Origin of the sequence: Cryobacterium sp. TmT2-59 (assembly GCF_004403545.1) — a bacterium.
In the GTDB taxonomy this organism is placed as follows: domain Bacteria; phylum Actinomycetota; class Actinomycetes; order Actinomycetales; family Microbacteriaceae; genus Cryobacterium; species Cryobacterium shii.
The window spans coordinates 147,477-170,331 of the sequence record NZ_SOGM01000100.1 but is presented as its reverse complement, the minus strand read 5'-3'; the positions used below and the strand labels follow the sequence as shown (position 1 = coordinate 170,331).

The window sequence follows — 22,855 nt, the reverse complement described above, 5'->3', positions numbered from 1 at the left end:
GCTGACTCCGGGTGCGGGGCGGCCCCGCACTGGAACCCTAATTGCAGTGGGACAAAAAAATGGAGCTCTCGAAGCGCGGGGATCAACCCGCGCTTCGAGAGCTCCGGGCAGACTACGCCTTGAACCGCGGGAAAGCGGAACGGCCCGCGTACACTGCGGCCTCGCCCAGCTCTTCTTCAATCCTCAGAAGCTGATTGTACTTTGCGACGCGCTCGCTGCGAGCAGGCGCTCCGGTCTTGATCTGGCCGGCATCCGTCGCGACCGCGAGGTCGGCGATGAAGGTGTCTTCGGTCTCACCGGAGCGGTGGGAGATGACGGTGGTGTAACCGGCACGCTGGGCGAGGGAAACCGCGTCGAGCGTCTCGGTGAGGGTGCCGATCTGGTTGACCTTGACCAGGATCGAGTTCGCCGTGCCGAGGGCCAGGCCCTTGGCCAGACGCACCGGGTTGGTCACGAACAGGTCGTCTCCGACGATCTGGACCTTGTCGCCGAGTTCGGCGGTGAGGTGCACGTAGCCGTCCCAGTCGTCCTCCTCGAGCGGGTCTTCGATCGAGACGAGCGGGTAGGCCGCGACGAGCTCGACGTAGTACGCGGACAGCTCCTGGGCGGTGAGTTCCTTGCCCTCGAAGTGGTAGACGCCGTCCTTGTAGAACTCGGAGGCGGCGCAGTCGAGCGCAAGCCCGATGTCCTTGCCGGGGGTGTAGCCGGCGTTCTGGATGGCTTCGACGATCAGGTCGAGGGCCGCGCGGTTGCTCGGCAGGTTGGGGGCGAAGCCACCCTCGTCGCCGAGGCCGGTGGAGAGGCCCTTGGACTTGAGCAGCGCCTTGAGGGCGTGGTAGGTCTCGGTGCCCCAGCGGAGGCCCTCGGCGAAGGACTCGGCGCCGAGCGGTACGACCATGAATTCCTGGATGTCCACGTCGTTGTCGGCGTGGGAGCCGCCGTTGATGATGTTCATCATCGGGACCGGAAGGGTGTGCGCGTTCGGGCCACCGAGGTAGCGGAACAGGGGCAGGCCGGCCGAGGTGGCGGCGGCCTTGGCGACTGCCAGGCTGACGCCGAGGATGGCGTTGGCGCCGACGCGGTGCTTGTTGTCGGTGCCGTCGGTCTCGTTCAGGACGGCGTCGACGATGCGCTGGTCGCTGGCGTCGAGGTCCTCGACTGCCGGGCCGAGCTCGTCGATGACGGCGTCAACGGCCTTCAGCACGCCCTTGCCCAAATAACGTGACTTGTCGCCGTCGTGCAGCTCGTAAGCCTCGAACGCACCAGTCGATGCGCCGGACGGAACGGCGGCGCGGCTGACCGAACCGTCATCAAGCAATACCTCGACCTCGACGGTCGGGTTGCCTCGGGAGTCAAGAATCTCGCGTGCTACTACTGCCTCAATGAGAGCCACAGCTATCTCCTGTTTCCTATGTTTTTTAATTGTTGGGGTGTTGGTCTGGAGGGATCAGGGAAAACAGCGCCGTATTCCAATCCAATAACAGTCTAGCGACTGGGCTCAGCCGGCGAGTGGACGAAAGTCCAGCGCCGCCACGTCCTCGGTTGCCGCGGCGACGAAGGCGTAACGCCCGTAACCGCCGGCAGCCGCGCGTTCCAGCAGGGCCTTCACGTTCTTCGTGCGCTGTTCCAGGCGCACCCGGAGGCCCTCGGCGACCAGGGTTTGCTTGAGCGCCACCAGCCGGGCCGGGTCTGTTCCCTTGTCGTACACCAGGACGACCGACGTCTCCACGGATGCCGCGTCCGCACCGAGCAGGTCGACGATGCGCTCGAAGCCGATCGAGAAGCCGCAGGCGGGCACATCGGTGCCGAGGAAGCGGCCGATCATGCCGTCGTACCGGCCGCCGCCGCCGAGCGAGTACCCGAGCGTGGGGTGCGAGATCTCGAAGATGGTGCCGGTGTAGTACCCCATCCCGCGCACGAGGGTGGGGTCGAAGTCGAGTCGCACCCCCGGCATCGCGGCACGGAGGGCGAGCAGGTCGCCGTAGGCATCCTGATCGAGCCAGGCCGGGGCGACCGGCTCGGCCGCGTCCCAGCCGGCGTCCCCGAGAGCGGTCAGCGTCTCGGCGATTCCGGCGGTGACAAGGCCCAGGCTGCCCAGTTCGGCGACGACGCCGTCGACGCCGATCTTGTCCAGCTTGTCGATGGTGATCAGGGCGCGCTCGCTCAGGTCCGCCGGAACGTTCCAGTGCGCGAGCAGGGCAGCGAGAATGCGGCGGTCGTTGATGCGGATCGAGCAGCCGGTCAGGCCGAGCGCGTCGAGCGCGGCGCTGGTGGCGGTGATCAGCTCGATCTCGGCGAGCATGCCGGCCTCGCCGATGATGTCGATGTCGCACTGCACGAACTGGCGGTAGCGACCCTTCTGCGGCCGTTCGGCCCGCCAGACCGGCGCGATCTGGATCGAGCGGAACACGGTCGGCAGTTCCGAGCGGTGGGTGGCGTAGAACCGGGCCAGGGGCACGGTGAGGTCGAATCGGAGGCCCAGGTCGGCCAGCGCGAGCAGGTCGCCGGATTCGGCGGCGGCCGCGACATCCGTGGGCTTGAGGCCGCGCTTCATCACCGCGAAGGCGAGTTTCTCGTTGTCGCCGCCGAGGCCGGAGTGCAGCCGGGCGGAGTCCTCCATCACCGGGGTCTCGATCTCGTCGAAGCCGTGCGCGGTGAAGCTGTGCCGGATCACGGCCAGGGCGTGCTCCCGGGAGGCTTTGTCGGCCGGGAGGAAGTCGCGCATGCCGCGGGGTGGGGTCACTGGTGTTGCCATAGCCCCAATTGTGTCAGTTCCGGCCTCGCCGCCCGGGCCCGGCAACGCCTCCTGTGCGCCCACCGTCGCTGTTTCGGCCGAGAATCGCCACCGCACCGGGCCATCTCGGCGCAAGCGAGGACGGTGGACGAAGGCTAGAGCGCGCCGCCCGCCGCGGCGGGGGCGTCGGTGTCGGCCGGAGCGCCGGTCACGGTCTCCCGGGCGATGTGGTCCTCGATGTCGAAGGGGTTGTCGCCGGCCCTCTGGGCGATGGTCAGCAGGGTGGACATCGATGCCACCTCTTCCACCTGTTCCTTGAGGAACCAGAGCATCGCCTGCTCGCCGAGCGCGTCGCCGTCGGCCCGGGCCGCTCGGAACAGGGCCTCGATCTGCGCGGTGACCTGCTTCTCCTGAGCGAGCGCGAGTGCGATCGGCTCGATCACGAGAGTGAAGTCGTTCCGCACGGCGGGAATGCCGGGGATGACGACGCCCAGGCCCCGGTCGAGGCGGTACTGCACGAGCATCATGGCGTGGTTGCGCTCTTCGATCGACCGGGCGTAGAAGTGGGCGGCCAGCCGGGGCAGAGCCTGGTTGTCGAACCACACCGCGATCGCGAGATACTGCTGCGAGGCGGCGAATTCGTTGCCGATCTGGGCGGAGAGAAGCTCGTTGAAAGTGGACTGGATCATGCTCTGACGGTACCCGCGGATCGAGGGATCCGGCAGGTCTGCTCAGTCAGGCGCAGCGGGCAGGCCGATGATTCCGGCGTCGGAGAAATCGGATCCGGACACGTCGGAGCCGGAGCCCGCACCGGCGCTCTCGGCTTCGGCGGCGCGGATCTCGTCCTGCAGCCCCCGGAGGGCGCTGCGCAGGGCACGCTCGGAGTCGAGCCCGTTGGCCTTCGCCGCCGCGACGATCGCGAGCAGGAGCGGCCCGAGTTCGTCCTCGCTTTCCATCGGCAGCGGGAAGGCCGCCTCGCTGCCGAGCAGCCCGATCTTCTGCGCGCGCCCCAGCACCTTGTCCGCGAGCGCGAGCGCGGGCATCCCCTGCGGGATCCCGTCGAGCACGCTGGTGCGGTGCGGTTTCTCTGCGGCCTTGAAGTCGTCCCAGGCGAGGGAGACGTCGGCGGCCGTCTCGAGGGTGGCGTCCCCGAAGACGTGCGGATGGCGCCCCACCATCTTTGCGGTCATGTGCGCCGCGACATCCTGGATGTCGAAGTCTTCGCCGCGCGTGTGCGCCGCGAGGTCGGCGTGGAAGATCACCTGGTACAGCACGTCGCCGAGTTCCTCGAGCAGCTCCTCCCGGGTGCCGGATTCGATCGCCTCGATCAGTTCGTGGCTCTCCTCGATCAGGTACTGCACGAGGGACTCGTGGGTCTGCTCCCCGTCCCAGGGGCAGCCGCCGGGCGCGCGCAGATGGGCGACCACGCGCACGAGCTCGTCCAGGCTCGATGCGCCTTCTGGTCCTGTGGGCATTCCTGAAGGGGTCACGCGACAACTCTAATCGCCTCGACTTGCCGGAACAGAGGCCTGAACCCGCCCGTGTCCCGGCCGGACGCCCCGAACGCCGGACCACGGGCCGCGCTGAACCAATTCGACGGAGAATCTCCGTTAAAACCGCTCTGGGAGAACGTTGAGGGCCGATCCGAGCAATATCTCCGTCGAATTCGTTCGGGCCGGCTCGGCCGGGGTGGGCCACCGGGGCGGGCAGGTGACCTCGGGTTAGGCGACCGTGTCCACGGGGCGGGGGAAGAGCGCGTCCAGCAGCGACCCGGCCCACGCGATCAGCGCGGCGTCGCCCAGCGGTTCGCCGTTGATGCGCGGCATGGGCACCGTCATCGACCCGTTCTGGGTGAAGTAGCGCGAGCCCGGGTACATCCGTTGCAGGCGCACCTGCATCGAGTCGGCGAGGTTCGCCGGCGACACCCGCAGGTTCGACCCCATCGCCACGACCTCGCCCAGGCCGGCCTGCTGGGCCAGCCAGCGCAACCGGGACACCAGGACCAGGTTCTGCACCGGCTGCGGCGGCTCGCCGTAACGGTCGGTGAGCTCGTCCAGCACCAGATCGATCTGGTCCTTCGCGGCCGTGGGGGCGCTGGCCGCCGAGAGCTTCTGGTAGGCCTCCAGGCGCAGCCGCTCGCTGTCGACGTAGTCCTCGGGGATGTGCGCGTCGACGGGCAGCTCCAGCCGCAGCTCGGTCTGCCCCGCGGCGACGTCGCCGCGGAACGTGCTGACGGCTTCCCCGATCATCCGCAGGTAGAGGTCGAAGCCAACGCCGGCGATGTGGCCGGCCTGTTCGCCGCCGAGCAGGTTGCCGGCGCCGCGGATCTCAAGGTCTTTCAGCGCGACCTGCATGCCGGCGCCCAGCTCGTTGTTCGCCGCGATCGTGGCCAGCCGGTCGTGCGCGATCTCGGTCAGGGGCTTGTTCTCGTCGTAGAGGAAGTAGGCGTAGGCGCGCTCGCGGCCGCGGCCGACCCGCCCGCGCAGCTGGTGCAGCTGGCTGAGCCCGAACTTGTCGGCCCGGTCGATGATGATCGTGTTCGCATTGGCGATGTCGAGGCCGGTCTCGATGATCGTGGTCGAGACGAGCAGGTCGAACTTGCGCTCCCAGAAATCCACGACGACCTGCTCGAGCTGGGCCTCCGGCAGCTGGCCGTGGGCGACCGCGATCCGGGCCTCCGGCACCAGCTCGGCCAACTGGGCGGCGACCCTGTTGATGCTCGATACCCGGTTGTGCACGACGAAGATCTGTCCCTCCCGCAGCAGCTCGCGCCGGATGGCCGCGGCCACCTGGCGGTCGGAGTACGGGCCGACGAATGTGAGGATCGGGTGCCGGTCCTCCGGCGGGGTGGCCAGGGTCGACATCTCCCGGATGCCGGTGACCGCCATCTCGAGGGTGCGCGGGATGGGCGTGGCGCTCATCGCGAGGATGTCCACGTTGGTCTTGAGCTTCTTCAGCGCGTCCTTGTGCTCCACTCCGAAGCGCTGCTCCTCGTCGATGATGACGAGGCCGAGGTCCTTGAACACGATGGAGTCGGACAGGAGCCGGTGCGTCCCGATGACCAGGTCGACAGTTCCGTCGAGCATCCCGGCGATGGTCTCCCGGGATTCCTTCTCGGTCTGGAACCGGCTCAGGGCGCGCAGGTGCACCGGGAACCCGGCGAAACGCTCCTGGAACGTCTCCATGTGCTGGCGAACGAGCAGGGTCGTCGGCACGAGCATCACGACCTGCTTGCCGTCCTGGATGGCTTTGAACGCGGCGCGCACGGCCACCTCGGTCTTGCCGAAGCCGACGTCGCCGGAGAGCAGCCGGTCCATCGGGATGGGCCGTTCCATGTCGGCCTTGACCTCGTCGATGGTGGTGAGCTGGTCGGGCGTCTCCGCGAACGGGAACGCCTCCTCCAGCTCGCGCTGCCAGGGGGTGTCCGGTCCGAAAGCGTGACCCTTGCTGGCCATCCGTGCCGAGTAGAGCTTGACCAGCTCCACGGCGATGTCCCGCACGGCACGGCGCGCCTTGGTCTTCGCGGCGGACCAGTCGCTGCCGCCCATCTTGCTCAGCGCGGGCGCCTCGCCGCCGACGTAACGGCTGACCAGGTCGAGCTGGTCGGTGGGCACGAACAGTTTGTCGCCCGGGTGACCGCGCTTGGAGGGGGCGTACTCGAGCACGAGGTATTCGCGCTTGGTCTTCACCGGGTTGCGCCCGCCGCTGGACACCTCGCGCTGGGTGAGTTCGATGAACCGGCCGATACCGTGCGTCTGGTGCACGACGTGGTCCCCGGCCTTCAGCTGCAGCGGGTCGACGACGTTTTTGCGCCGGCTGGCGAGCTTCTTCACCTGACGGGCGTCGTAGCCGACGGTGCGGCCGTAGAACTCGGATTCGCTGACCAGCGCGAATTTGGTCTCCGGCAGTTCGAAACCGTGATCGACGGATGCCTTCAGCAGGTACGCGATGCCGGGTTCGGGGTCGGCGGGCCACTCCGCGACCGACCGGGCCGGGAGTTCGTGTTCGGCCAGGACGTCCGCGGCGCGTTCGACTAGCCCGGCACCCTGGGCGACGATGCCCACGGTCCAGCCCGCCTTCAGCCGTTCGGCGAGGTGGCCGACGGCACCCTCCACGCTGCCTTGGAAGCTCGGAACGGCGTCACCCTCGACCCGCACGGTGAGCAGGTCGTCGATTTCGCGGTGTTCGGGCAGCACCGGGGCATCCGTCGGCGCCGCCTGGAAGGAACTGAGGGTCCACCACACGTGCGCGGAGGCCGGGGCGCCCGGCGCGCTGAACTTCACCGATTCGCGGAGCCGGCCGAGGGTGAGGAAGTCACCCGATTCAAGGTCGATCGGCGCCTCGGCGCCGGCGGTCGCGGCGCTCCAGGCTGCCCCGAGGAACTCCCGGTTGGTCTCGGCCAGGCTGATCGCCCGCGACGCGACCCGCTCGGGCGAGATGACGGCCACGGCCGCCTCCCTGGGGAGGTAGTGGGTGATCGGCACGAGCCGGTCAACCAGGGCCGGGGCGAGGCTCTCCATGCCCTCGACCGGGATGCCCTCCGCGATCTTGGCGAGCAGGCCGGACAGGCTCGGGAACTCGTGCTGCATCTCCCGGGCGCGCTGGCGCACGGCGGGGCTGAGCAGCAGTTCGCGGCTCGGCGGCAGGCTGACCGACGCGACCGGGTCGGGCAGGGAACGCTGGTCGGCCACCGAGAACGCCCGGATCTGTTCGACCTCGTCGCCGAAGAACTCGACCCGGTAGGGGTGCGGGGCCACCGGCGGGAAGACGTCGAGGATGCCGCCGCGCACGGCGAATTCGCCGCGCCGGGTGACCATGTCCACCCGCGCGTAGGCGACGTTGACGAGCTGCAGCGCGATCGCGCTCAGGTCGTGGCCGCGCTGGCCGACGCTCAGGTCGATCGGCTCGTAGTCGGTGAGGTTGTCCGCTACCGGCTGCAGCGCGGCGCGCACCGAAGCGATCACGACCAGGGGGTGCCGGGTGGCCGCGTCGCTCTCCTCCCACTCCCGCATCCGTCGCAGGGCGTGCAGGCGCTTTCCGACGATTTCGGCGCTGGGACTGAGCCGTTCGTGCGGGAGGGTCTCCCAGGCCGGGAAGTCGATGATCTCCGCGTCGGCGGCGAAGCAGGCCAGGTTCTCGTGCAGCGACTCGGACTCACGGCCGGTGGCGGTGATCACGAGCAGGGCAGGCGCCTTGTCCAGCCGCACGCGCTGCTCGAGCAGCGCCGCGACCAGGGGCGCGCGAAGGCCCTCGGTGAGGGAAAAATCAACGTCCCGGTTCGCGAAGGCGAGGGCGTTGTCGAATGTGGAGGCGCGCGAAAGTGTGGCAATTAAGCCCTGAAGAGTCACCAGACGAGTCTACGCAACCCGGCTGAGCGCCGCCCGGGGTATCCGGGCCACCCGGGAGCCGCGGCTGTTCCCGTTCCGGTCGAGAGTGCCCGTTCTGCCGGTCACTCTCGACCGGAACGGGAACTATCCGGGGCCGGTCAGGGCGCGTGCACCTTCTGCTGGGCGGCGACGACGCCCTCCGCGGCGATCAGCTCGATCGCGTCGGCGGCATCCGTGAGCAGGATGGGCAGGTTGGCGCGTTCGGTCGAGGCGAAGTCGTGCAGCACGAAATCGGCCGCGGGCTGCCGGCCGGGAGGACGACCGATGCCGGCCCGGATGCGCACGAAGTCGTTCGTTCCCGTGGCGGCGATGATGTCCCGCAACCCGTTGTGGCCGCCGTGGCCGCCGCCGACCTTGATCTTCAGGGTGTCGAAGGGAAGGTCGAGGTCGTCGTGCACGACGATCAGGTGGGACGGCTGCAGGGAATAGAAGCGCAGCAGCGCCGCGACGGGCCCGCCGGACACGTTCATGAACGTATTCGGTTTGGCGAGCACAAGCTTCGGGCCGCCGGGGAAACTGCGTCCCTCGGCGACGGCCGAATTGGTCTTGTGGCCCCGAAATCTGCTCTGGAGCCGATCGGCAAGCACGTCGACCACCATGTGGCCGACGTTATGCCGGTTTCCGGCGTAGTCGGGCCCGGGGTTACCGAGCCCGACTACGAGCCAGAGATTCTCGTCCAGGGGAATCCTCCGCTTACGACGAAACCAGAAGGGGATGACTACTCGGCGGGAGCGGCCTCGGCTTCGCCCTCGGCGCCCTCGGTACCCTCTTCTTCTTCCTCTTCCTCTTCTTCCTCGAGGACCGGCAGGTGCACGGACACGACGACGGCGTCTTCGTCGGAGATGAGCGTGGCACCCTCGGGGATCTCGACGTCCTTCGCGTGAATCTGCGCGCCGTCCTCGAGGCCCTCGATGGAGAGCGGGAGGTTCTGCGGGATGTTGATGGCCTCGACCTCGAGCAGCAGGGTCTTGGTGTCCAGATCGGCGACCATTCCGGGAGCCGGCTCGCCGGTCACGTGCACGGAAACCTCGACCTGGACCTTCTCACCCTTGCGGATGACGATGAGGTCGAGGTGCTCGATGATCTGCAGGAAGGGATCCTTCTGAACGTCCTTGACCAGGGTCAGGTGGCTCTTGCCGTCGATCTCCAGCTCGAGGACGGCGTTCGCGCGGCGCAGCAGCAGTCCGATCTGGTGCGCGGGGAGCGCGACGTGGACCGGGGTGGTGCCGTGGCCGTACATGACGGCGGGGATCTTGCCCAGCACGCGCAGCTTGCGGGCCGCGCCCTTGCCGAACTTCACGCGCAGGTCGGCGACAATCTTGTTGGTGGCGTCAGCCATGGTGTTTCTCCTTGCGGACCGCTACGGCCCAGATCTGGTTCACGGGCCGGGGCCGGTGAAGAGTGGGGGTGTGATTCAACTCGAACGCGTGTCAGCGTGAGGAAAGGCCGTAAAGCATTCCGCCGCGTCGATAACGGATGCCGCGCAGCCGGTTTCCCGGTCGTGCGGCAGCCCTCGCCGAAGTTCAATTCGTAAGTCTAGCGGAGGCGCGGGAGTCCCGCGAACCCGGCCCGCGGCATCCGTACCGGGGCGCCCCGGTCACTCCCCGCACCGGTTCGCGGCGACCGGCTAACCTTGAAAAAGATTTGAGAACAAGTAGCTGAAGGAGGAAACGTGGCCGAAACCGGCGCAGCACAGGCAAACATTGGCGTAGTAGGACTGGCGGTGATGGGCTCGAACCTCGCCCGCAACCTGGCCAGCCGTGCGGGCAACACGGTCGCGGTGTACAACCGCTCCCCCGAGCGCACCCGCCTCCTCACCACCGAGCACCCCGAGGCCGGTTTCGTGGCCTCGGAGACGATCGAGGATTTCGTCGCCTCGCTGCAGAAGCCGCGCACCGCGATCATCATGGTGCAGGCCGGCACGGGCACGGATGCCGTGATCAGCCAGCTGACCGCCCTGTTCGAACCCGGCGACATCATCGTCGACGGCGGCAACGCCGACTTCCAGGACACGATTCGCCGCGAGAAGGATGTGCGCGCCACCGGCGTGAACTTCGTCGGCGCCGGCATCTCGGGCGGCGAGGAGGGCGCCCTCAAGGGGCCCAGCATCATGCCCGGCGGATCGGTGGAGGCGTACAAGACCCTCGGCCCCATCCTCGAGTCGATCGCGGCCGTCGTCGACGGCGTGCCCTGCGTCACCCACATCGGCACGGATGGCGCCGGTCACTTCGTCAAGATGATCCACAACGGCATCGAATACGCCGATATGCAGCTCATCGCCGAGGCGTACGACCTGCTGCGGAAGGTGACCGGGCACTCCCCCGCCGCCATCGCCGATGTGTTCACCGAGTGGAACCAGGGCGACCTCGAGAGCTACCTGATCGAGATCACCGCCGAGGTGCTGCGCCAGGTGGACGCGAAGACCGGCCTGCCGTTCATCGACATCGTGCTCGACGAGGCCGGTTCCAAGGGCACCGGCGTCTGGACCGTGCAGAACGCGCTCGATTTGGGCGTGCCCGTCGGCGGCATCGCCGAGGCCGTCTTCGCCCGCGCCGTGTCCAGCCACCCGGAGCAGCGCGTCCCCGTGCGCGCCGCCATCACCGCCCGCCCGGAGATCGCCGTCGTCGGCCACACTTTCCAGGACGACGTGCGCCAGGCGCTGTACGCGTCGAAGGTCGTCGCGTACGCGCAGGGCTTCGACGCGATCATCGCCGGTGCGGTCAAGTACGGCTGGACCGTCGACAAGGGCGCCATCGCCACGATCTGGCGCGGCGGCTGCATCATCCGGGCCCAGTTCCTGAACCGCATCGTTGACGCGTACGCCAACGACCCGTCGATCACGTCCCTGCTCGTCGACCCGTACTTCGCCCAGGCCGTCGCCGACGGCGAGTCGGCGTGGCGCCGAGTGGTGTCCACGGCCGCGCTGTCCGGTATCCCGGTTCCCGGGTTCGCCTCGGCGCTCAGCTACTTCGACTCGCTCGCCAGCGAACGGCTTCCCGCCGCCCTCGTGCAGGGCCAGCGTGACTTCTTCGGCGCGCACACCTATAAGCGGGTGGACATGCCGGGCACGTTCCACACGCTGTGGTCGGGCGACCGCACCGAGATCGCGACCGAGGGTTCCTCGCACTAGTCACGACGTCGACTAACGAATTCGACGGAGATTTTGCCGAAAATGGCCACTTTCGCTCCGCAACGCGGGTTTTAGAGCAGAAGCTCCGTCGAATTGGTTCTTCGCGCGATCAGGAGCCGGGTTTGCGATACTGGGAGCCTGATGACGAGCGACGACCACCCCGAACTCTCCGGCTACGAGCCGCAGGATGCCGCGCGGCCCCTGCGCAGCCGGCGCACCATGGCCCTGATGCGCATCGTCGTCGTGCTCGGGCTGGTGGCCCTGATCGTGCCGGGCATCCTGACGACCGTGCAGATCGCGTCGAGAACCGCCGCCAACGCGTGCAGTGTCGCCACGGCCCGCTACTACCCCGTCGCCGTCGGCTCGGACGCGCGCTTCGACCTGACCGGGCCGGGAGGCTTCGGCTGGCAGTGCTACGCGATCGACATCAACGAGCGCGAGACCTACGTCATCCCGCTCGGCATCATCCCGGCGGCACCGCGGGCGCCGGAGACGGTCGTACCGGCCTAGACCCGGTCACGATCGTGCTCCAGCTCGTTCTCTGAGCTCCTGCCCCTGACCGGGCCCGGACAGACCTCTGGCCGGCCGTCGACATCCGTCAACGACCGGCCAGAGTCCACTCAGCGAAAACGGGGCCTACGCGGCGCCCTCAAACATCGACGTGACGGAACCCTCGTCGAACACCTCGTGGATGGCGCGTGCCAGCAGCGGGGCGATCGGCAGGACGGTGAGCGTGGGGAAGCGCTTCTCCTCGGGGATCGGCAGGGTATCGGTGACGACGACCTCGGAGATCGCCGGGTTCTGCAGCAGCTCCAGCGCCGGGTGGCTGAACACGGCATGGGTCGCCGCGACGACGACGCCGATCGCTCCGGCGGCGCGCAGGGCCTCGGCCGCGAGCACGATGGTGCGTCCGGTGTCGATCATGTCGTCGACGATCAGGCAGACGCGGCCCTCGACCTGGCCCACGATCTCGTGCACGGACACCCGGTTGGCGACCTTCGGGTCGCGGCGCTTGTGGATGATGGCCAGCGGCGCGCCGAGCTTGTCGCTCCAGATGTCGGCGACGCGCACGCGCCCCATGTCCGGCGAGACGACCGTGAGGGTGGCCGGGTCGAGCTTCTCCTTGAAGTGCTCGAGCAGCACGGGCATGGCGAAGAGGTGGTCGACGGGGCCGTCGAAGAAGCCCTGGATCTGGGCGGCGTGCAGGTCGACGGCCATGATCCGGTCGGCGCCGGCGACCTTGAACAGGTCCGCGATCAGCCGGGCCGAGATCGGCTCGCGGCCGCGGCCCTTCTTGTCCTGGCGGGCGTAGGGGTAGAACGGTGCAACCACCGTGATGCGCTTGGCGGATGCCCGCTTGAGTGCGTCGACCATGATCAGCTGTTCCATCAGCCACTCGTTGATCGGGTTGGTGTGCGACTGGATCACGAAGGTGTCGGAGCCGCGCACGCTCTCATCGAAGCGGGCGTAGATCTCGCCGTTCGCGAAGGTTCGGGCGTCGGTGTGAACGAGTTCGGTACCAAGTTCCGTGGCGATGTCCAGTGCCAGTTGGGGGTGTGCTCGCCCCGAAACCAATACAAGTCGCTTCTCGCCGCTGGTCTTGATTCCAGACACCTAGTCTCCGCTCTTTGCCGCAGCCGCCGCCGCGTCGGTTCCTGGGCGGTTGGTCTGTACCCAGCCGTCCATATTGCGTTGTGGGGCCACGGTGAGGGCCAAAGCCCCGGCCGGCACGTCCTTGCGGACGATGGTGCCGGCTCCCGTGTATGCTCCGTCCCCAATCCTAATCGGCGCGACGAACACGTTGTGCGACCCGGTGCGCACGTGGGACCCGATCTCACTGTGGTTCTTGTTCACGCCGTCGTAGTTGGCGAAGATCGTGCCGGCCCCGACGTTCGACTGCACGCCGATCGTGGCATCGCCGACATAGCTCAGGTGCGGCACCTTGCTGCCCATGCCTATGGTCGCGTTCTTGGTCTCGACGAACGTGCCGATCTTGCCGTCGGCGCCCAGAATCGTTCCCGGGCGCAGGTACGCGAACGGGCCGACGGATGCGCCCGCGCCGATCACGGCGAGCGTCGCATCCGTGCGCTTGACGACCGCGTTCTCGCCGATTTCACAGTCGACGAGGGTGGTGTCCGGGCCGACCACGGCGCCGGTCTCGATCACGGTGGAGCCGAGAATCTGCGTGCCCGGCCGGATGGTGACATCCGGTGCCAGCTTCGCCTTGAGGTCGATCCAGGTCGTGGCCGGGTCCTGAACGGTCACGCCGGCCAGCTGCCAGCCGTAGACGATGAGGCCGTTGAGCTGGCGCGCCGTCTCGGCGAGCTGGGCGCGGTCGTTGATGCCGGCCACCAGCCAGGCGTCCGCCACGGGCACGGCGCGCACCTCTGAGCCGGACTGGCGCAGCAGGCCGATCACGTCGGTGAGGTACTTCTCACCCTGCGCGTTCTCGGTGGTGACATTGGCGAGCTGGTCGCGCAGTTCCTTCAACCGGAAAACGTAGACCCCGGCGTTGGTCTCGGTGATGGCGCGTTCCTCGCTGGTCGCGTCCTTCTGCTCGACGATGCGGTCGAAAGCGCCTTCCTCCGAGCGCACGATGCGGCCGTAGCCGGCGGCGTCATCCGGGAAGGAGGAGAGCACGGTGGCCGAGACGTCGCGTTCACGGTGCGCGCTGACGAAGCTGGCCAGCGTGGCGGCATTGAGCAGCGGGACGTCGCCGCTGACGACGAGGACGTCGCCGTCGAAGTCCCCCGGGAGGGCGTCCACGGCCTGCTCAACGGCCCGGCCGGTGCCGGGCAGGTCGTCCTGGTCGACGATCAGGCTCTCCGGCAGGTCGGACTGCACGAGAGCGGCCACCTGGTCGCGTTCGTGGCGCACGACCGTGACCACGTGCGCGGCATCCAGCGCCTGGGATGTCGCCAGGACGTGGCTCAGAATGGGGAGCCCGGCGAGCTGGTGCAGCAACTTCGGGGTGCTGGACTTCATTCGGGTGCCCTGGCCGGCGGCCAGCACGACGATGGCGAGTCTGGGGTCAGTCACGTTTTTTCCTCAAGCTTCGGTCTGGCCGGCCGGGGAAGACCGGGGAATGGCGCCGCTTTGTCTGCAGCAATGCTCCGCCGCCAGGACTCGAACCTAGACCTAACAGCTCCAAAGGCTGTCGTGCTGCCATTACACCACGGCGGAATTCGCCGACCGAGGGCCGACCAACGGTGACAAGTCTGCCAGATATCAAGCCGAACACCGCGCCGGGTGCCCGAAGACCCACCGAACATCCCGGTTTGCACGGCCGACCGGGATAATAGACGGATGCCCGTACATGACGAAGTCGACCGAATCGTTGACGCCTGGTTGCGCGAACGGCCCGACCTCGATTTCGCCCCCTTGCAGGTGCTCTCCCGGGTGGGCCGTCTCGCCAAGCATCTGGACCGCGCCCGCCGCACCGCCTTCTCCCGCTCGGAACTGGACTCGTGGGAGTTCGACGTGCTCTCGGCGCTGCGCCGCGCGGGCGAGCCCTACGAACTGAGCCCCAAGGCGCTGCTGCAGCAGACGCTGGTCTCCAGCGGCACGATGACGAACCGGATCGACCGCCTGGTCGAACGCGGACTGGTCACCCGCCGCACGGACCCCAATGACAGGCGGGGCATCTTCGTCGGGATGAACCCGGCCGGCCTCACCCGGGTGGATGCCGCCATCACCCGGCTAGTCGACGCCGAGGCCGAACTGCTCTCCACCCTGACCCCGGCCGATCAGGCGAACCTCGCCTCCCTCCTGCGCAAGCTCAGCCTCGACTTCGACTGAGAATCGAGGCTCAGAAGCCGGTCTCTGAAGGCGCGGGCCGTGACAGAGTCTCCGCCTCGGGCGGCGGCGGTTCCGGCACCACTGCACGGATGCAGGTGGCCGGCTCGGTCACGAATGCGCGCCCGCTCGGCGAGGTCCACCTCAGGGTGCCGGCCTCCAGGTGTTTCACCGTCCACCGGGTCTCGCTTTTCAGCGCGTGGCACGGCGGACACAGGTGAGCGAGGTTGTCCTCGGTGGTCAAACCGTTGAACTGCCAGTCCAGCGAATGGTCAAGGTCGGCATGCGCCGCCGACCGGTTGCAGCCGGGGAGCCGGCAGATCTCGTCCCTCACCCGCAGGTACTTCTTGAGGTCTTTGGGCACCTTGTACCGGTCCCGGCCGACCGAGAGCACCACCCCGGTCTCCGGATGCACCAGAAGCCGGGTGAAGCTCGGCGCCCCAGCCGCGATCCGCCGCGCGGTGTCCGCGTCGATCGGGCCGTAACCCTCCAGATGGGCCGGTTCGTCGTTGAGACCCATCAGACTGAACACCGGGACCGTGATGTTCACCGAACCGCGGATCCCCTTGCCGAGTCCCGACGGCGTCACCCCGTCGAGGATGAGATCCTCGAACACGTCCGCCTTCAACTGGGTCAGGGTTCGTTCCTCCTCCTTGCACTGCAGGCTCAGGGCCATCAGCGTCACCCGTTCGTACGCGGCCTGCGCCTTCTCCGCGCTGGCGTAGAAGGTGAGCGACGCCATCCCGTCCGGCTCGGGCTCGAAGAACACCGCCCGATCCTTCACCGACTTCTGATGCCGGGCCTTGATCGTCTCCGGGTGCCACCGCTCCCGCAGAATCCGGGCGTTGTACTTCAGCTTCGACGCGGTCAGCGTGCCCGCCGATTTCAACACGGCCGCTTCGAATTTCACCCGCCCTTCCGCGGGCACCGACCAGGCCTGATTGACCACCACCTGCGCGTGCCGATAGCTGATCTCGCCCGCCGCCAGCGCCGCCCGGGTCGCCGGGAGTTCCTGGGCCAGGGCCCGGCTCTCGGCGACCAGGTTCTCCGCGGTGCGCTGCGGCACCCGGATCGTGCAGGCCAGCTCGCTCGAGAACTCCCGTTCGGCGACCTCACGTGCGTCTCGCCGCGCACCCGGCACCCGGGCATTGTGGTGGGCGATGGCCTGCCCGAATCGGCGGGCATCCTCGACCCGTTCGGCCCGCCGGGCGAAGGCCGCGGCGATGTCCCGCTCGGCCTCCGCGATCGCGTCGAAATGCCGGCCCATGGCCTCTCGCTCTTCGAACACTGACGGCTTCATGAGGACCACGCTAGAGGCGGCCACCGACACTCCCCCGGCATCCGTGCACACTGTGGATAACCTGATCAAACAGGCATTGTGGAGGAGTGAATCCGCGCCGGGACCGGCTACTTTTTCAGGGAGGCGGAGGGGAAGTCCGCCCAGGAACGGAAGAACCGCGCCTCGGTCGCTGCGGCACCGGTCTGTTCCACGGCGTGCAGCCGCCCATAGGTGAACGCGTTCTCGCTGTGCAGGAATGCGGCCATGCCGAGGTTGAGTAGCACGCCGCGGGCGACGACGCTGTCCTGGTGGTCGCCGAGCGTGTCCTGCACCTGACGTGCGGCGGCCACCAGCCGCGTGGCGCGGCGGCGACGCAGCGGGGCGGCCGTCTCGGCCGCGTACCGCAGCCGCTTGGCCCGCTTCCGCGCCTCGTGCAACGCCGCGTCCCGGGCGGTACCGGCGGGGGTCAGTCGAGCGGTGCGCACGGATGCCCGCAGCCTCTTCCAATCGGCCCGGATCAGCGTGGGGATGACCCGGTCCGCGCGCTTAGCGGCGTCCGGGAGCAGCGGCGGTGACGCCAGCAGCGCGTCCAGGCTGTCGAGCAGCCGGAAGTACCGGTCGGAGTTCAGCGCCGCCAGGGCATCGCCCCGGGCGGCACGAATGACCGTGCCGAAGTGGCCGTCGACGCGCTGTACCACCGGTCCGGCCACGAGGTTCTCCGGCTCCTCGGCCAGCCGGTGCGCAAGGCGCTGCTGGATCACCTGCGCGTCCCTGGCCCCGCCGAGGACCCCGGCGATCCAGCGCAGTTCGACGCGCAGCGGCGCCGTGACATCGGTGTCCAAGAAGTCGCGGTAGGTGGCCAGGGCTGAGCGCAGGCGCCGGGTGGCCACCCGCATCCGGTGCACCGCCTCGACGTCGTTCTCACGCACCCGAGCATCCTGCGCGCTGATGGCTTCGACCTGTTCGTGCAGGTAGGCGAGCAGCACGGTTCGGGTCGAACTCTTGCGGGTCGGCCGGAACGAGACGGGCGCCCCGAGCACGGGGGCCCGGTCGCCCAGGGCCCGGGCGAGCTTGGACGGGCTCGTCGCCGGCTCGACGCCGACCGAAGACAACCGCTCCTGGGCTGCGTCCAACAGCGCCCTCGAGCCGTTGACGAGCTCGACTTCCCACTCGCGCCAGCTCTGCTGGAACGCATCTGCACCACCGGCCCCGGTGCCGAACCGCTCGGCCTCCACTTCGTCGTCACAGACCTCGGCGAGCACCCGCTCGTTCTTGCCGACCAGGAGGTGCACGACGCGGCGGGTGTGCAGGCGCACCACCGGCACCAGCACCCGTCCACGCAAGAAGACCCTGACCAGGTTGAGAATAGGCTCCGGGATTTGCGCCGGGTCGCTGCCCAGCGGCTCACGCATTTCGCGGCGCTCGTCGACGGACACGGGCAACTTGAGGTGCCAGCCGGCGTCGTCTCCCCCGGTGCGACGGCGCAGCGTCATCCGCCGGTTCGCGAGGGCAAGGTCGTCGGTGTCGTAGTACAGGGCGTCGAGGTCATGCTCGACCGGCGGCTCGACGTGGGTGACGCCCGGGAGGTCGTGCAGGGCGGGCAGCACGGTGGCCGCATTGACGTCGAATTTGCGCTCGATCTCGGCAAAGCCATCGGAAGTCATGATCAATTCTAGTGCGCCCACCGGGCCTTGATACCGGACTACCCGAACCGGCCGTTGACGTAATCGGCCGTGCGGCTGTCGATCGGGTTGCCAAACATCGCGTCGGTGGGCCCGTGCTCGACGATCCCGCCGGGAGCCCCCTGGGCAGCGAGGAAAAACGCGCAGTTCTGGGAGACCCGCTGTGCCTGCTGCATGTTGTGGGTCACGATGACGATGGTGACCTCGCGGGCCAGCTCGAGCATCGTCTCCTCAATGACGCGGGTTGAGGTGGGATCGAGGGCCGAGCATGGCTCGTCCATCAGGAGGATCCGCGGGGTGACGGCGAGGGAGCGGGCAATGCAGAGGCGCTGCTGCTGCCCGCCCGAAAGGCCACTGCCCGGGGCGCGCAGCCGGTCGCGCACCTCCTTCCACAGGCCGGCTTTGGTAAGGCAGCTCTCGACGAGGAAGTCCTTCTCGTCAACGGAGGCACGCCGCCCGGTGAGGGTCAGTCCGGCCACGACGTTGTCGTAGATCGACATTGCCGGGAACGGGTTGGGCTTCTGGAACACCATCCCGATGTGCTTGCGGGCGTCAACCAGCTTGCGTTCGGGGTCGTAGATGTCCTCGCCGTCGAGGAGCACCTCGCCGGCCAGGCTCGCCGAGGGCACCAGCTCGTGCATACGGTTCAGGATGCGCAGGAACGTCGATTTGCCGCAGCCGGAGGGGCCGATCAGCGAGGTGATGATTCCGGCGGGCATGGTGAGGCTGACCCGGTCGAGCACCTGGCGTTCGCCGAACCAGGCCGACACATTTCGGCCCTCCAGAGTGGCCAACGGGCCAGGATCCCGCACGGCCGAAGGGCCGGAAGCGTTCAGGGACAGGTCCTTGCCCGCCGGGCGTTTACGCCACGGCACGGACAGGCGACTCGTCCCGGTCGGCGCGGCGTCGGTGGCGGAGCGGGCCGGCGGGCGCAGCCGGCCGTCCCGCTGCCGTGGCGATGTCGGTAGCGGCAGCACCTGCGTGCGGTCATCATTGGTCAGTTCCTCGTTCATGGACTCCATCTTTTCTACAGCAGGTTCGGAAGCAGGCGCACCACCTGGTCGGCCACGAACAGGCCGCCCACGGTGACGACGGGAAGGAAAACCGTCCAGGTCTTGCGGAGGCCGACACGTCGGTAGGCCCACACTGCGGCGAGCTCGACCAGCAGCAGGAACTGCAGGGCGAACACCAGCGCCCAGACCGTTTCGGTGTCGGTGGCGAGCTCCCGGTCGACGGCAGGCAGGGTCACAAACGTGGTCGCTCGCGTGCCGGCGGGTTTCGTCTCCGACACGAGCTCAGCATCCACCCGGGCGATCCCGCTCGGCACAAACGCCGGGCCGCGAGCCGTCTCAAGGACGAGGCGGCTCTTTCCCGCGCCGAGCGGAGCCGGCATCGGGTCGCCCGCATACCGAACGCCGAGCACGGAGAATTTCTGACGGCCCTGGCCGGTGATCACCGTGAACTGCTGCCCCGGTCGCAACTCCTGCAACCGGGCGAAAGGTCCGCCATAGGCGGCTGCGCGGCCCATGATGACGCTGTAGCCCGCCTGGCCCGGCAGTACGGTATCGCGGCGGTGGCCCGGTCCCGCCCGCAGGGTGCCGGAGTCGGTTCCTTCGACGACCACCTCGTGCACCCCGATCGCGGGGATGTCGATCAGCGCCACCGGGGCTCCCGCCGCCAGCAGAACCCGGTCCACGGTACCCTCACTGACCGGCGCCGTGCCCTGCGCGAGTTCGGCCCGCAGGGAGTTCGTCAGCTGCTGCTGGGACACGAAGTGCTGCACCTGCCCGAAAATCGTGAGGTGGGCGAGAAAGCCGAAGATGAGCACGGCAACGATCGTGAGCGCGGTGCGAACGGCCTGGTCTCGGACGCTCAACACCACGGGTGCGCGTGGAGGCAGGGGCATCCGCCGCGGCGGCGTTGGCAGCTTCAGCCGCCGGGGGGCTGTGGTGATCGTCACGATGTGACGGTCCCGTATCCGGGTACGAGTCCGGGCAGCGGTCGTTCCAGCCGGCGCAGCCGAAGCAACTGGCGCACCGCCAGAACGAGGGCGGCCAGGAGCACGAGCACCGCCAGGAGGAACCACGGCAGCAGGAGCGTGAACGAGTCGCGGGTCGAGGGCCACAGGGCCGTGCCGTCAATGTCCGCGGGCGGAGTCATCGTCACATGGCCGCGATAGAAGGTCCACTGGCCGACGCTTTTAAAGTTCGCCGTCACGGTGCGCGTCTCCCCCGGTGCGAGGTTCGCGACCTCGACCTTGTCGAGAGTCTTGATGGGCTGGTTGATCGCGTTGTCGAGCCGGAACTGCACGCTCGAGGTGATCGGGGAAGTGCTGACGTTCTTCATCGTGAACTCCAGGGCCAGGTCCCCGCCGCCCGGCCCGATCGTCGGTTCGGTGAGCACGGTGAGCCCGCTGACGTAGAGGAAGTCGTGGCTGTTGCTCGCGTGCGAATCCGTGGCCGCTTGGGCGCTTGCCGGAAATACGGCCAGCCAAGCCAGCCCGAGGAACAAGGACATTGCAGTCAGGGTCACGGCCGGTAGGCGGCGGGCGGCAGCGGATGTGAGCACAGTCAAGTTAGTCCATTCGAGGTTTCGGAGTGCTGAACGCGAGGCGAACGAAGGGGAAACGCTCCCGTCCCCGCTCGTCTCCCGTGCCGGAAGGCCACGGGACGACATTCGTTCCCGTGGCCTTCCGTGGTACGGAGTGCGGTTTACTTCTTTACGCGGCGGAAACGACGCGCGATGATCACGCCGGCTCCGGCCGCCAGGGCGAGCATGGCCGAGACCAGGAACGGCAGGGTGTTGGCCGTTCCGGTCGACGCGAGCCCCTTGTCAGCATGGTTCGTCGTTGATCCAAGGCGATCCGACGAGCCAGACGTCAGGGTCCCCGACGAGCCAGGCGTGAAGCTGTCCGAGGAGCCTGACGTCACTCCCGGCGTCGGCGTCGCAGTCGGCTTCGGCGTCGCAGTCGGCGTCGGCGTCGCAGTCGGCGTCGCAGTCGGCGTCGCAGTCGGCGTCGCAGTCGGCGTCGCAGTCGGCGTCGCAGTCGGCGTCGCAGTCGGCGTCGCAGTGGGCGTCGGCGTCGGAGCCGCCACAGCGGCCTGCGGCAGGAACGTGAAGGCGCCGGTGACCGGAACGACGCTGATCGAACGGAAGAAAGCGGCTGTCACTGCGACACCGTCAAACTTCGTGCAGGCGAGGCCGAGGCTGTAGTTACCACCGGCGGCCCTGGCCGCGCCCTGGGAGTTGTTGATGAGTGAGAGCGGTGTGAGGAAGGGGTTCAGCACGTTCTTCGTGGCCCCATTGAACCCGAGGCCCGCATAGGCCTTCCAAGTGAGGACAGTCGTCTCGGTGCCGGGGGCGGCGAGGAAGGCGAACACGTTCGTGCTGTCGGCCGGGCAAGTGAACTCGCCATTGATGTCGCCCTGAGTGGACGAACCGATGAGCTCGTCATCCCATGCCCAGACGTGACCATCCGGCACCTGCGCCGCGTTCGTGTCATACATGTAAACGGGAGCGGCAGAACCATTGATCTGCGGCGCGGCGTTCGCCGCGGACGAGGCCCCGGCAACCAGGGCGAGGGAAACGACGCCGGCGGCGGCGTAACGCGTCTTCTTATTGAGCTTCATGTAGTTACAGGTCCTGTTCTTGGAACGTAGGTCACTTGGAGATGCGAACGGCGGTGGTGGTGGAGGGAGCCAGGATGCCGAACTTCTTCTTCAGCGAACCGGCCTTGGCGGCGAAAGTCGTCTGGGAGTTGGTCAGGCTCTGGCCCTTCGTCGGATCGAGCACTGCGGCCAGGGTCGAGTCGTACGCGGCGTTCGACGGGTCGACTCGTGCGTACTGCACGACGAGGTACGTGTCGCGTCCCCACAGGGAGTCGGCGTAGTACGGCGCATTGGGAACCATGGAGGTACCCGTTCCCGTGACGGGGGTGGCCCCGGCGACAAGCGAGCCCAAAACCGTGGTGTCCTTTTTCTTGGGGAAGCTCGCCCCGGTGTTCATGGCGACCCAGCGAGACACCGACATGGGCATGACGGCGTTCAGGCCGAGGTTGGAGGCGTCATGCTCCTGACCCACGGTGACGCAGGAGCCCAGCGTCGAGTCCGTGACGCCGATCTTGGCCATGAAGTCCTTGCGGGTTCCGGAGCCGGCCTGCGGGATGACGGGCGTGACCGTGACACCGCCCAGAGTGGTGACGCTGCAGGTGTACAGGCTCTTCATGGTCGCAGTGTCGATGGTGTTGATGCCGGCCGCCGTCGAACCGCTGTCGTACGCGTAGGCGATCGCGTCTCGACCGAAGGGCACCTGAATCAGGCTGCCTGCCGGATCGACAGTGCCTGATCCGGACGAACGCGCGATGTCGACCTGGCCCGTGATGACGACGCCTGCGGGCCCGCCGACGGTTCCGGAGGTGTACGGGGCGCCGTCAATGGAACGGAGCAGGGCCGTGCGGCCGTCCCCCGAGCCATTCGGCCGGCCGAAACGCACGCCGGAGGTTTTCGCCGTGATGTAGGGGGTTCCGGTCGCGTCGAAGGAGCCGATGGTGTTCCCATTGGCCGTCGTCCGAACGGACGCTCCCGAGAGGGAGGAACCGTTGACCAGGGCGCTGACAACGTCCTCGAGGGTGTCGGAACCGACAATGGAGTAGCTGTTGGAGACGGGCTCGGCGTTGGCCGGGGTCGCGATGACAAGACCGGAGATGGCCACGCCGACAGTCGCGCAGAGCGCAATCATCTTCTTGGTGTTCACTGGGGTGCCTTTCGGGTGTGGTGCAGGAGACGAACCCGGGCGGGTCCCTCTTTCTCGGCGCTTCGCTTCGAGGCGGAAGCCCCGTGTGAACCGTCA

General features: G+C 68.1%; 19 protein-coding genes and 1 tRNA gene. 3 read left to right on the top strand and 17 right to left on the bottom strand.

Going from position 1 to position 22,855, the window contains the following annotated elements:
• Nucleotides 1-112: 112 nt before the first annotated feature.
• From eno to E3T24_RS16270, 7 genes are all read right to left on the bottom strand, one after another.
• Nucleotides 113-1,393: a phosphopyruvate hydratase gene (eno, locus tag E3T24_RS16300; protein WP_134365782.1), complete on the bottom strand. Its 1,281-nt coding sequence runs from the start codon at nucleotides 1,391-1,393 to the stop codon at nucleotides 113-115.
• A gap of 105 nt (nucleotides 1,394-1,498) precedes the next feature.
• Nucleotides 1,499-2,755, bottom strand: coding sequence for a histidine--tRNA ligase (gene hisS / locus E3T24_RS16295; RefSeq protein WP_134402573.1), 1,257 nt, complete (start codon nucleotides 2,753-2,755; stop codon nucleotides 1,499-1,501).
• Between the two features lie 134 nt (nucleotides 2,756-2,889).
• Nucleotides 2,890-3,423, bottom strand: a complete 534-nt coding sequence (locus tag E3T24_RS16290) for a ferritin (RefSeq protein ID WP_134365780.1) — start codon at nucleotides 3,421-3,423, stop codon at nucleotides 2,890-2,892.
• A 42-nt stretch (nucleotides 3,424-3,465) separates the two neighbouring features.
• Entirely contained in the window at nucleotides 3,466-4,224 is a 759-nt protein-coding gene (locus E3T24_RS16285; RefSeq protein WP_241975836.1) for a MazG family protein, read from the bottom strand.
• A 231-nt stretch (nucleotides 4,225-4,455) separates the two neighbouring features.
• Nucleotides 4,456-8,082: a transcription-repair coupling factor gene (gene mfd / locus E3T24_RS16280; RefSeq protein WP_134365779.1), complete on the bottom strand. Its 3,627-nt coding sequence runs from the start codon at nucleotides 8,080-8,082 to the stop codon at nucleotides 4,456-4,458.
• A gap of 137 nt (nucleotides 8,083-8,219) precedes the next feature.
• On the bottom strand, nucleotides 8,220-8,801 hold the full coding sequence (gene pth, locus E3T24_RS16275; RefSeq protein ID WP_134365778.1) for an aminoacyl-tRNA hydrolase: 582 nt from the start codon (nucleotides 8,799-8,801) through the stop codon (nucleotides 8,220-8,222).
• A 38-nt stretch (nucleotides 8,802-8,839) separates the two neighbouring features.
• A complete protein-coding gene (locus tag E3T24_RS16270; RefSeq protein WP_134365777.1) occupies nucleotides 8,840-9,460 on the bottom strand; it encodes a 50S ribosomal protein L25/general stress protein Ctc in 621 nt (206 codons plus the stop codon).
• Nucleotides 9,461-9,793: 333 nt separating this feature from the next.
• Between E3T24_RS16270 and gndA the strand changes: the two genes are divergently transcribed.
• Nucleotides 9,794-11,251 carry an NADP-dependent phosphogluconate dehydrogenase gene (gene gndA, locus E3T24_RS16265; protein ID WP_134402571.1) on the top strand — a complete coding sequence of 486 codons (1,458 nt, stop codon included), beginning with the start codon at nucleotides 9,794-9,796 and terminating at the stop codon, nucleotides 11,249-11,251.
• A 141-nt stretch (nucleotides 11,252-11,392) separates the two neighbouring features.
• Nucleotides 11,393-11,761: a hypothetical protein gene (locus tag E3T24_RS16260; protein ID WP_134365775.1), complete on the top strand. Its 369-nt coding sequence runs from the start codon at nucleotides 11,393-11,395 to the stop codon at nucleotides 11,759-11,761.
• Nucleotides 11,762-11,887: 126 nt separating this feature from the next.
• On the opposite strand, the gene E3T24_RS16255 is transcribed toward E3T24_RS16260, so the two are convergent.
• From E3T24_RS16255 to E3T24_RS16245, 3 genes are all read right to left on the bottom strand, one after another.
• Complete coding sequence (locus E3T24_RS16255) at nucleotides 11,888-12,865, bottom strand: ribose-phosphate diphosphokinase (RefSeq protein WP_134365774.1); 978 nt, start codon at nucleotides 12,863-12,865, stop codon at nucleotides 11,888-11,890.
• Entirely contained in the window at nucleotides 12,866-14,290 is a 1,425-nt protein-coding gene (gene glmU / locus E3T24_RS16250) for a bifunctional UDP-N-acetylglucosamine diphosphorylase/glucosamine-1-phosphate N-acetyltransferase GlmU (RefSeq protein WP_134365773.1), read from the bottom strand.
• Between the two features lie 72 nt (nucleotides 14,291-14,362).
• Nucleotides 14,363-14,434: transfer RNA gene (locus E3T24_RS16245), tRNA-Gln, on the bottom strand.
• A gap of 123 nt (nucleotides 14,435-14,557) precedes the next feature.
• On the opposite strand from E3T24_RS16245, the gene E3T24_RS16240 reads away from it, so the two are divergent.
• Complete coding sequence (locus E3T24_RS16240; protein ID WP_134365772.1) at nucleotides 14,558-15,049, top strand: MarR family transcriptional regulator; 492 nt, start codon at nucleotides 14,558-14,560, stop codon at nucleotides 15,047-15,049.
• Between the two features lie 10 nt (nucleotides 15,050-15,059).
• Here E3T24_RS16240 and E3T24_RS16235 read toward each other — a convergent pair whose 3' ends face one another.
• The 7 genes from E3T24_RS16235 to E3T24_RS16205 all read right to left on the bottom strand — a co-directional run bounded on the left by E3T24_RS16235 (nucleotide 15,060) and on the right by E3T24_RS16205 (nucleotide 22,759).
• Nucleotides 15,060-16,346, bottom strand: coding sequence for an HNH endonuclease signature motif containing protein (locus E3T24_RS16235; RefSeq protein ID WP_134434868.1), 1,287 nt, complete (start codon nucleotides 16,344-16,346; stop codon nucleotides 15,060-15,062).
• 107 nt (nucleotides 16,347-16,453) lie between these two features.
• Nucleotides 16,454-17,989 (bottom strand): CYTH and CHAD domain-containing protein, encoded by a 1,536-nt coding sequence (locus E3T24_RS16230; protein WP_134366605.1) that lies wholly within the window; start codon nucleotides 17,987-17,989, stop codon nucleotides 16,454-16,456.
• Nucleotides 17,990-18,027: 38 nt separating this feature from the next.
• Nucleotides 18,028-18,801 (bottom strand): phosphate ABC transporter ATP-binding protein, encoded by a 774-nt coding sequence (locus tag E3T24_RS16225; RefSeq protein ID WP_198416034.1) that lies wholly within the window; start codon nucleotides 18,799-18,801, stop codon nucleotides 18,028-18,030.
• A 233-nt stretch (nucleotides 18,802-19,034) separates the two neighbouring features.
• A complete protein-coding gene (locus tag E3T24_RS16220) occupies nucleotides 19,035-19,967 on the bottom strand; it encodes a sortase (RefSeq protein ID WP_241975847.1) in 933 nt (310 codons plus the stop codon).
• Nucleotides 19,964-20,524, bottom strand: coding sequence for a hypothetical protein (locus tag E3T24_RS16215; protein ID WP_134366604.1), 561 nt, complete (start codon nucleotides 20,522-20,524; stop codon nucleotides 19,964-19,966). Before E3T24_RS16215 ends, E3T24_RS16220 begins: the two co-directional genes overlap by 4 nt.
• A 194-nt stretch (nucleotides 20,525-20,718) precedes the next feature.
• Nucleotides 20,719-21,636 carry a hypothetical protein gene (locus E3T24_RS16210; protein ID WP_134434867.1) on the bottom strand — a complete coding sequence of 306 codons (918 nt, stop codon included), beginning with the start codon at nucleotides 21,634-21,636 and terminating at the stop codon, nucleotides 20,719-20,721.
• Between the two features lie 31 nt (nucleotides 21,637-21,667).
• Complete coding sequence (locus E3T24_RS16205; RefSeq protein WP_134366602.1) at nucleotides 21,668-22,759, bottom strand: hypothetical protein; 1,092 nt, start codon at nucleotides 22,757-22,759, stop codon at nucleotides 21,668-21,670.
• Nucleotides 22,760-22,855 lie beyond the last annotated feature (96 nt).